Source organism: Paramesorhizobium leguminum (assembly GCF_003217235.1).
In the GTDB taxonomy this organism is placed as follows: Bacteria; Pseudomonadota; Alphaproteobacteria; order Rhizobiales; family Rhizobiaceae; genus Paramesorhizobium; species Paramesorhizobium leguminum.
Window position 1 is genome coordinate 65,631 of the sequence record NZ_QJTF01000019.1, and the last position, 9,080, is coordinate 74,710.

General features: G+C 59.1%; 9 protein-coding genes and 1 pseudogene. 7 read left to right on the forward strand and 3 right to left on the reverse strand.

Annotated features, from left to right (window positions below):
* The first annotated feature begins 101 nt into the window (after nucleotides 1–101).
* From C7477_RS14795 to C7477_RS14820, 6 genes are all read left to right on the forward strand, one after another.
* Nucleotides 102–431: a hypothetical protein gene (locus C7477_RS14795; protein WP_110753553.1), complete on the forward strand. Its 330-nt coding sequence runs from the start codon at nucleotides 102–104 to the stop codon at nucleotides 429–431.
* A 5-nt stretch (nucleotides 432–436) separates the two neighbouring features.
* On the forward strand, nucleotides 437–769 hold the full coding sequence (locus C7477_RS14800) for a hypothetical protein (RefSeq protein ID WP_146226107.1): 333 nt from the start codon (nucleotides 437–439) through the stop codon (nucleotides 767–769).
* Nucleotides 770–1,039: 270 nt separating this feature from the next.
* Nucleotides 1,040–1,327: an FAD assembly factor SdhE gene (locus tag C7477_RS14805; protein ID WP_110753557.1), complete on the forward strand. Its 288-nt coding sequence runs from the start codon at nucleotides 1,040–1,042 to the stop codon at nucleotides 1,325–1,327.
* A gap of 7 nt (nucleotides 1,328–1,334) precedes the next feature.
* Complete coding sequence (mfd, locus tag C7477_RS14810; protein ID WP_110753559.1) at nucleotides 1,335–4,838, forward strand: transcription-repair coupling factor; 3,504 nt, start codon at nucleotides 1,335–1,337, stop codon at nucleotides 4,836–4,838.
* 62 nt (nucleotides 4,839–4,900) lie between these two features.
* Nucleotides 4,901–5,203: a type II toxin-antitoxin system RelE/ParE family toxin gene (locus C7477_RS14815; protein ID WP_110753573.1), complete on the forward strand. Its 303-nt coding sequence runs from the start codon at nucleotides 4,901–4,903 to the stop codon at nucleotides 5,201–5,203.
* Nucleotides 5,193–5,477, forward strand: a complete 285-nt coding sequence (locus C7477_RS14820; RefSeq protein WP_110753561.1) for an addiction module antidote protein — start codon at nucleotides 5,193–5,195, stop codon at nucleotides 5,475–5,477. The genes C7477_RS14815 and C7477_RS14820 overlap by 11 nt, the downstream gene beginning before the upstream one ends.
* 15 nt (nucleotides 5,478–5,492) lie before the next feature.
* On the opposite strand, the gene C7477_RS14825 is transcribed toward C7477_RS14820, so the two are convergent.
* A complete protein-coding gene (locus C7477_RS14825) occupies nucleotides 5,493–6,164 on the reverse strand; it encodes a DsbA family oxidoreductase (protein WP_110753563.1) in 672 nt (223 codons plus the stop codon).
* Nucleotides 6,161–8,011: an extracellular solute-binding protein gene (locus C7477_RS14830; RefSeq protein ID WP_110753565.1), complete on the reverse strand. Its 1,851-nt coding sequence runs from the start codon at nucleotides 8,009–8,011 to the stop codon at nucleotides 6,161–6,163. Before C7477_RS14830 ends, C7477_RS14825 begins: the two co-directional genes overlap by 4 nt.
* 234 nt (nucleotides 8,012–8,245) lie before the next feature.
* On the opposite strand from C7477_RS14830, the gene C7477_RS14835 reads away from it, so the two are divergent.
* Nucleotides 8,246–8,860, forward strand: a complete 615-nt coding sequence (locus C7477_RS14835) for an invasion associated locus B family protein (RefSeq protein WP_110753567.1) — start codon at nucleotides 8,246–8,248, stop codon at nucleotides 8,858–8,860.
* Between the two features lie 120 nt (nucleotides 8,861–8,980).
* Here the strand turns inward: C7477_RS14835 and C7477_RS19255 are convergent.
* A pseudogene (locus C7477_RS19255) lies at nucleotides 8,981–9,080 on the reverse strand (IS481 family transposase); the annotation flags it as partial.

Below are 9,080 nucleotides of genomic sequence, written 5' to 3' on the forward strand. Positions count from 1 at the left end.
GTAAAGAGCATTACCGCGTTCCTTTTGCCTTGCAAGGCTGACAGAACAATCTTCCCGCGCTATATGGCAACGTTGCGGGCTGTTTTTAAAAGGGGCTTGAAATGAAACACAGAACACTATGGATTGCGGCGATTTCCGCTTGGGTTATCTCCCCCGCTGGAGCTGGAGACATTCCTCGTTACGACCCACCTTCCTATTGCAAAAAAGTGTCCGATATAAGCGGAGGGGCAGCCATGATTTATAATGGCTGCATCCAAATGGAGCAGGACGCCTATAACGATCTTAAAGACGTCTGGCCGGGTGTTTCCGCCAAAACCCAAAACTATTGTGACGAGGTCGCTCGTGTAAGTGACAGCTCTTATGGGATTTTGAAGGGCTGTATCGATATGGAAACCGACGCTGCGACGTCGACACCGGAGTTCAAGTTTTGAAGAATATGATCAAGATCATCATGCTCAGCATATCGAGCATGGTGATCATTACAAACGTCGCGGGCGCTGATGAGCCCACAGTTGTCGCTTGCCAGTTCGAAAAGATGCCATTGATGATTTTGACTTTCAGAGGTGGCATGGGTGCAGATAATAATACTCTGCAAGTGGGGCAAACAAAGCCCGTTGAGTTGAGCGTCGGCTCCAGCTTAATGGCGGCTCAATACGGTGCGCAGAACATGACCTTTTCCTTGAGGCTGCCAGCCAACGTGTCGGTCAGTGCTCCAGGACAAGATACGAAGACATTCTCTGGAGAGTGTGTCAGCACGTTGCCGCAGTGATTGCTTTCCTTTGGGATCGTCCGGGTTATTCCATTCATTATTCTTCGGCCAATTTGACGGATGCAAGAAAGCGCTAATCGACGCCGCTGCCACTGATAACTCCTCGAGGAGAGGGAGATGAGGTGTCGCCACTCCTGAATTTCTTTCTCTCGCATTCAAGCAAACACCGACAGGCGGTGAGGGGCATTCACAGGATGCACCGTCGGCGCTATATGCACCATAACCATTTCCCGCTTCCATATTCGAGCGGCAATCAAGAGAGATGAGACTATGACGGGCAGCACGCGCACCAGCGCTGATCTCGATCCACGGCGGCGCAAGCTCCTGTTTCGCTCTTGGCACCGGGGCATGCGCGAGACGGATTTGATTCTCGGCCAATATGCCGATGAACATATCGCGGGGTTTTCCGATGCCGACCTCGATGAATATGAGCGCCTACTGGAAGTGCTCGACCGCGATATCCTGAAATGGGTGACGGGCGAAGCCGCCACTCCGCCAGAATACGACACGCCGCTTTTCCGCGACATCGTCATTTTCCGCCAAAAAGTTAAGTTCTGAAACAACCATGCCTGTTTTTTCAAAAATCGGACTGAAACTCAGCGTTGCGCGCCATATCGTCATCGATGGCGTGGCGGATGGGTATGAGGCGTTCTGTCTTGCGCGTATCGTCGAGGAGAAAGGCGAGGGCGGTCCGGTTCTCTTCATCGTGCGCGATAGCCAGCGCGCCGCCGATATCGAGCAGGTGTTGAGCTTCGTCCGTCCCGATCTGCCGGTCCTGAATTTCCCCGCCTGGGATTGCCTGCCCTATGATCGGGTTTCGCCCGGCGCCGATGCCGCCGCCCGCCGCCTGACGGCAATGGCGGGCATGGCGGCGCTGCGTGAGAAGAAGCATCCGGGCGTCATTATCGCGACGGCCAATGCCGTGGTGCAGAAGCTGCCGCCGCGCGACGCAATTCTCGGTCAGGTGTTTGTGGCGCGCCCCGGCAACCGGGTCGACATGAACGAACTGGCGCAAAGGCTTGAACGCAATGGCTTCGAGCGCGTCTCCACGGTTCGCGATGTCGGCGAGTTCGCCGTGCGCGGCGGCATTCTCGATCTCTACGCGCCGGGCGCGGAGGAGCCGTTGCGTCTCGATTTCTTCGGCGATACGCTGGAGACGATCCGCGCCTTCGATCCCGCCTCGCAGCGCACCACCGGAACCCACAAGGAATTCTCGCTCCAGCCTATGAGCGAAGTGACGCTGTCACCAGATATGATCAGCCGCTTCCGTACCAATTACATCCAGGCCTTCGGCGCGCCGTCGCGCGACGACGCACTCTATCAGGCGATCACCGAGGGCCGGCGCTTCGCCGGCATGGAACATTGGCTGCCGCTTTTCTACGATAAGCTGGAAACCGTCTTCGACCATGCCGGCAATATGCCCGTTGTGTTCGATCATCTGGCGCATGAGGCGCTGGCTGAGCGCCACAAGATGGTGCTGGATCACTATGAGGCGCGCCGGCGTCAGGCTGACGGCAAGGAGCCCGGCGACGCCGTGCCGTACAAGCCGGTCGCGCCGTCAGCGCTTTATCTCTCGCCCGAGGCTGTGGAGCGCGCGGCTGCCAGCGCCGGAACCCGCATCGATCTCACGCCCTTCTTCCAGCCGGATGTGGTGGCGGACCGCCAGGTCATCCACGCAAATACGCATAAGGGACGCAACTTTGCCGAAGAACGCGCCCAAAAGGACACCAATCTCTTCGAAAGCGTCGTAGACTATCTTGGCAAGTTGCGCGCCGAGGGCAAGAAGGTGCTGCTCGCCGCGTGGAGCGAAGGCTCGCTCGACCGGCTGATGCAGGTTCTGGGTGAGCGCGGGCTGGAAAAGATCGAGACGGTGCAGAACCTTGGCACCGTCAAGGCGCTGTCGCGCGATAAGATCACGGCCACGGTGCTCTTTATCGAAAGCGGTTTCGACGCCGGCGATCTCGTAGTGGTCGCTGAGCAGGATATCCTTGGCGACCGGCTGGTGCGGCATTCGAAGCGCCGCAAACGTGATCGCGATTTTATCAGCGAAGTAAGCGGGCTGACGGCGGGCGATATCGTTGTCCATGTCGATCACGGCATCGGCCGTTTCGTCGGCCTCAAGACCATCACCGCCGCCGGCGCGCCGCATGATTGCCTCGAGTTGCATTATGCGGGTGACGATCGCCTGTTCCTGCCGGTCGAAAACATCGAGCTGCTTTCCCGCTTCGGCTCGGAAGGCGCGGATGTGCCCCTCGACAAGCTGGGCGGCGGCGCATGGCAGGCGCGCAAGGCCAAGCTGAAAAAGAGGCTTCTCGAAATCGCCGGCCATCTGATCCGCATTGCCGCCGAGCGGCAGTTGCGTGGCGCGCCGGTGCTCACCCCGCCGGATGGCGTCTATGGCGAGTTCGCCGCGCGCTTTCCCTATGACGAGACCGAGGACCAGCAGAGCGCCATTGACGCTGTCTTTGACGATCTGTCGCTTGGCAAGCCGATGGATCGCCTCATCTGCGGCGATGTCGGCTTCGGCAAGACGGAAGTGGCGCTGCGCGCCGCCTTTGTTGCGGCATTGAACGGCTATCAGGTGGCGGTCGTCGTTCCCACCACGCTCCTGTCGCGCCAGCATTACAAGACATTCGCGGCGCGGTTCCATGGCTTGCCCATCAATGTGGCCCAAGCCTCGCGTCTCGTCGGTTCCAAGGAATTGGCTGAGGTCAAGAAGGGCGCTGCGGAAGGCAAGATCGATATCGTCGTCGGCACCCACGCACTTCTGGGGCAGGGCATCAAGTTCAACAATCTCGGGCTTCTCATCATCGACGAGGAGCAGCATTTTGGCGTCAAGCATAAGGAGCGCCTGAAAGAGCTGAAGTCGGATATCCATGTGCTGACGCTTTCGGCGACGCCGATCCCGCGCACCCTGCAACTGGCGCTGACCGGCGTGCGCGAACTTTCGCTGATCACCACGCCGCCGGTAGACCGCATGGCGGTGCGTACCTTCGTCTCGCCCTTCGATCCGCTGGTTATCCGCGAGACGTTGCTGCGCGAACGCTATCGCGGCGGACACAGCTTCTATGTCGTCCCGCGCATCGCCGATCTGACGGAAGTGAAGGAGTTCCTCGACGCTCAGGTGCCGGAGCTGAAGGTTGCCGTTGCGCACGGACAGATGCCGCCGGGTGAACTCGATGACATCATGAACGCATTTTACGATGGCCAGTATGATGTGCTGCTTTCGACCACGATTGTCGAATCGGGCCTCGATGTTCCGACCGCCAACACCCTCATCATCCACCGGGCAGATATGTTCGGGCTGGCGCAACTTTACCAGTTGCGCGGCCGCGTCGGGCGTTCCAAGCAGCGCGCCTTCGCGCTCTTCACCCTGCCGCCAAACAAGATGCTCACCCAGCAGGCGGAGCGCCGGCTGAAAGTGCTGCAATCGCTCGATACGCTGGGCGCGGGCTTCCAGCTCGCAAGCCACGACATGGATATTCGCGGCGCCGGCAATCTTCTGGGCGAGGAACAGTCGGGTCAGATCAAGGAAGTCGGCTTCGAGCTTTACCAGCAGATGCTGGAGGAGGCCGTGGCTGAACTCAAGGGTACGGGCGAGGTCGAGGACGCGCACTGGTCGCCGCAAATTTCCATCGGCACGGCGGTGATGATCCCTGAATCCTACGTGCCCGACCTGCAATTGCGCCTTGGCCTTTACCGCCGCCTCGCCGATCTGGAGGAGCCGCAAGAAATCGACGGCTTCGGCGCGGAACTCATCGACCGCTTCGGCCCGCTGCCGGAGGAAGTGCAGCATCTGCTCAAGATCGTCTTCATCAAGGCGCTATGCCGCAAGGCCAATGTCGAGAAGCTCGACGCCGGGCCGAAAGGCGTGGTCATCCAGTTCCGCAACAAGATTTTCCCCAATCCGGCGGCGCTGGTGAAGATGATCGGCGAACAGGGTTCGCTGGCGAAGATCCGCCCGGATCAGGGCATCGTCTTCATCCGCGACTGGCCGACGGCGGAGAAGCGTTTGAACGGCGCGGCGGTGGTGATGACGCAACTGGCTAAGATTGCGGTGGGAAGCTGAACTGAGTTGAGATATGTAGCTTATAGTTGACATGTCCCATGTATGCCAACTATAAGCTACATATGAGCAACGAAGTCCGCCAAACGCCCGAGTTTGCCGATTGGCTGGATAGCATCAAGGACCACACGGCTGCTGCGCTGGTGTCGGCGCGGATCGAGCGACTTGGTTATGGCCTGCTCGGAGACGCGAAGTTTTTCGATGGAATTGGCGAGCTTCGGATCGACTATGGTCCCGGATACCGGGTCTATTTCTGCCGTTGCGGCAGCGTGATCTACATTCTCTTATGCGGCGGCACGAAGCGGACGCAGGGCCGCGACATCAAGCGGGCCACGAAAATGGCACAGGAGATAGGCTATGAGCATTGAGACCATTCCGTTCGATGCGGCGAAATATCTTGATAACCCGGAATCCCAGGCGGTTTTCCTTCGCGATGCGTTGGAAACCGGCGATGCGGGTTATGTCGCCCATGCCCTTGGCGTCATCGTTCGCGCCCGTGGCGTATCTCAGGTCGCTCGTGATGCCGGTTTGAGCCGGGAAGCGCTTTACAAAGCCCTGTCACCAACCGGGAACCCCACGCTCTCGACCCTTCTGGGCGTGACAAAAGCGCTTAATATCCGTCTCGAAGCCTCGGCTATGTAGGCAGGAAGGACGGCTCTACCGATCCTCAGCCATCCCCGGCTCGAACCCAGCCGCAGCTTGCGCGATCGCATCGGCGAGCACATCAGCAGGCTGCGCGCCCATCACGGCGTATTTCTGGTCTATGATGAAGCACGGCACGCCCTGCACGCCGATGCGGTGGGCGGTTTCGATTTCCTGCAACACGCTTTCGCGGTCAGCGTCGGTGGCAAGCAGGCTCGCGACGATCTGGCCGTCCATGCCGGATGCCGAGGCCGCATCGACCAGCACCTCGTGATCGCCGATATTGAGACCCTGCTCGAAATAGAACGAAAACAGCTTGCCCACCAACCGGTCCTGCGTTCCGGGCGCGGCCTGCGATGCCCACTGGATGAGGCGATGCGCGTCGAGCGTGTTGGGCGCGACCTCAATGGCGTCGAAATCGAATTCGATGCCGTCTTCCTCGCCGAGCTTGATCAGCTGGTCGTGGATTTCATCGATGCGCGACTGGCTGCCGAATTTACCCTTGAGATAGGCCTTGCGATCCTTGCCTGCGGGAGGAATGGTGGGGTCAAGCTGGAATGGCCGCCACTGAACGGCGGTGTCGAGTTCGGGCAACAACACCAGCGCCTGTTCCAGGCGCTTGCGGCCGATGAAACACCACGGGCACACCACATCGGAAACGACATCGATGATGATCTGCTTGTTCATTTGTCGTCTCCATTTTCGGCTTTAAAATACCATGTCGGCAACTGGAATCCATACAGGGAAGTCGTTTCCGGATGCTTTATCCGCGACCATCGCGCCACCCATTGCGCGGGCAGGTGGTAGAGAGGAACGTAATAGGAGCCGGAGATAAGGACGCGGTCGAGCGCGCGCACGGCGCTGACAAATTCCTGCTGGCTGCGCGCGGCAATCAACGCCTCGATCATCGCATCCACGGCGGGGTCGGCCACGCCCGCATAATTGAAGCTGCCTTGCGCGTCGCGCGAGACGGAACCCCAGCGACCCCATTGCTCCGCGCCCGGTGACAGCGATCCGGTGAGCGCGCCCAGGATCATGTCGTAATCGAAGGATTGAAGACGCTGCTGGTATTGCGCGTCATCCACGGTGCGAATGATGGCGGTGATGCCGAGCCGCTGCAATGTGCGCGCATAAGCGAGGCTGATCTTCTCCTCATCCGGACCCCTGGTCATGATTTCGAAGGTGAGCGGATTGCCGGACGGGTCGAACGCCGTGCCTTCGTGGAAAGAGTAGCCCGCCTGCGTGAGAAGGTCATAGGCCTTTTTGGCAGTGCCGCGATCGCGTCCGCTGCCGTCGGTCTCTGGCGCCCGCCACGTGCCGTTCATGACATCGGGCAGCACCGAATCGGGGAATTTTGCCAGAAGCGCTCCTTCCCGCACATCTGCCGGGCGACCGACGGAGGAGAGCGCGGAGCCATCCCAGAACCCCTCGGTACGCTCATAAACGCCGGCATAGAGATTGCGGTTGGCCCATTCGAAATCGAACAGGTCCGACAGGGCCTGCCGGACCCGGATGTCTGCGAACTTCTCCCGCCGGGTGTTGAACACGAACCCAAGCATGTTGTTGGGCGTGCCCTTGGTAAAGCTGTCCTTGACGACGAGGCCCCGGCTGACGGCGGGAAAATTATATTCCTTCTCCCAGCGCATCGGACTGCCCTCGATCAGGACATCGATCAGGCCTTTTTTGAACGCCTCGAACAGCGCGGTGTCGTTGCGGAAATATTCGACCGTGATCTGGTCGAAGTTGTTGAAGCCGCGCCGGGAGGGGAGATCGTTTGCCCAATAATCCGGGTTGCGCCGGTAGACGATTCGCGTGCCCGGCTGAACCTTATCGACGAGATAGGGGCCGCTGCCGATCGGTGGTTTCAGCGATGCATTGCCGAAGGTCGCGGGATCGATGGCATGCTGCGGCAGGACCGGCATCGCGCTGGCGATAAGCAGCGGAAACTCGCGGTCGGATTTGTCGTTGAAAGTGAAACGGACGCCCCGTTCGCCAATTTTCTTTATGCTGGCGATCTTGTCCATGCGGCTGGAAAAAGGCGGGCGGCCCTTCTCCTTCAGGATATTATAGGTGAAAAGAATGTCATCCACCGTGACCGGCTGGCCATCGGACCACTTTGCCTTGGGGTTGAGCGTGAACTCGATCCATTTGCGCTCCGGATCCATCTCCACCTTTTCGGCGATCAGCCCGTAGAGGGTGAAAGGCTCGTTGCCTGAGCGTTGCATCAGCGTCTCGAAGACCAGATTCCCATAGTCGGCATCGAGAAAAAGGCCGCGCGCGGTGGTGCGCATGCTTTGCAGCACGAAGGGGTTGAGGCTGTCGAACGTGCCGATGACGCCATAATGGATGGCTCCGCCCTTCGGCGCGTCCGGGTCGGCATAGGGAAAATGGGAATAATCCGCAGGCAGCGCCGGCTCGCCGTGCATGGCGATGCCATGGGCCGGCTGGGCGTGGGCCGGAAGAAGGCCAGGCGCGCCCAGACCCAAGCCAAGACCCAAGGCGATAAGGAGTATTCGAATAAATCTGCCGGGCATTCTCATTCCGTTCGACTGAGCTTAACGCTGATTCGCGGTCAAGGTTTCATGCAACCTAATTGCATCATTTGGCGGGTTTTTGTGAAGTTGTGGCTGTTGACGCTGGATTTGCCGTGGCAAGCAGTGTAACACGCCTTTCGAAGATGACGTTGCGCTGTCGCTTGCCCGGACATCATGGGCAGGCGGATCGGTGGCCGTCAAATGGATTAGACCGCTGAAAGGGATCTGTTGACTATGTCCATGACGAAGACCTTCGCTGCCGCCTCCGCTGTTGCTGGCGCGTTTGCTTTGTTCGCAACCGCGACCTTCCCGGCCTTCGCGCAGCAGCCTCCGCAGGGCTGGTTCAAGGTTTGCTCCAAGCAAGAGGACAACGATATCTGCAACACGCAGAACATCGTCACCGCTGATTCCGGCCAGCTTCTGACCGCCGTCAATCTCATCGAGATCAAGGGCAAGATCAACCGCAAGATCTTCCAGGTGTCCGTTCCCACGGGCCGCCTGATTCAGGCGGGCGTCGGTCTCACGATAGACACGAACAAGCCGCAGAAAATCGAGTACGGCATTTGTTTCCCGGATCGCTGCATTGCGGAAGTGGTGCTGTCCGACGATCTGATCAAGGCGCTCCAGAAGGGCAGCAAGCTGACGCTGACCTCCGTCAATTTCCAGAACAAGCCGAACCCGATCAACGTGTCACTCTCCGGCTTTGACAAGGCGCTGTCCGGCCCCGGCCTGCAGCAGCCGGAACTGGAAGCGCGCCAGAAGGAACTGCAGGAAGCAGTCCAGAAGCGCCAGAAGGAATTCGAGGCCAAGATGAAGGCCGAACAGGAAAAGGCCAAGGCTGGTAATTAATCCGGTCTGCTCTACTGAATGAAAAAAGGGACGCCGAGTGCGTCCCTTTTTATTTGTGCGGAATACTGTACCGCCGGCGTTCCGATGAGATTCTGTCGGAACGAGCTTTGAAGCGCTCTTCTAAATGTTTAGTCCCGGTATTTGCTGGAGCGGGTTTCTTTTGAATTTCTCTGGTTCTGTTTTCCAGATTTTGCAGATGAACTCGTAAGGCGTGAGGCCT

Excerpts from the sequence above, each read along its gene's own strand:
- C7477_RS14800 (WP_146226107.1), top strand. The coding sequence starts at position 437 with ATGATCAAGATCATCATGCTCAGCATATCGAGCATGGTGATCATTACA.
- C7477_RS14835 (WP_110753567.1), top strand. The coding sequence starts at position 8,246 with ATGTCCATGACGAAGACCTTCGCTGCCGCCTCCGCTGTTGCTGGCGCG.
- mfd (WP_110753559.1), top strand. The coding sequence starts at position 1,335 with ATGCCTGTTTTTTCAAAAATCGGACTGAAACTCAGCGTTGCGCGCCAT.
- C7477_RS14825 (WP_110753563.1), bottom strand. The coding sequence starts at position 6,164 with ATGAACAAGCAGATCATCATCGATGTCGTTTCCGATGTGGTGTGCCCG.
- C7477_RS14795 (WP_110753553.1), top strand. The coding sequence starts at position 102 with ATGAAACACAGAACACTATGGATTGCGGCGATTTCCGCTTGGGTTATC.
- C7477_RS14805 (WP_110753557.1), top strand. The coding sequence starts at position 1,040 with ATGACGGGCAGCACGCGCACCAGCGCTGATCTCGATCCACGGCGGCGC.
- C7477_RS14820 (WP_110753561.1), top strand. The coding sequence starts at position 5,193 with ATGAGCATTGAGACCATTCCGTTCGATGCGGCGAAATATCTTGATAAC.
- C7477_RS14830 (WP_110753565.1), bottom strand. The coding sequence starts at position 8,011 with ATGCCCGGCAGATTTATTCGAATACTCCTTATCGCCTTGGGTCTTGGC.
- C7477_RS14815 (WP_110753573.1), top strand. The coding sequence starts at position 4,901 with ATGAGCAACGAAGTCCGCCAAACGCCCGAGTTTGCCGATTGGCTGGAT.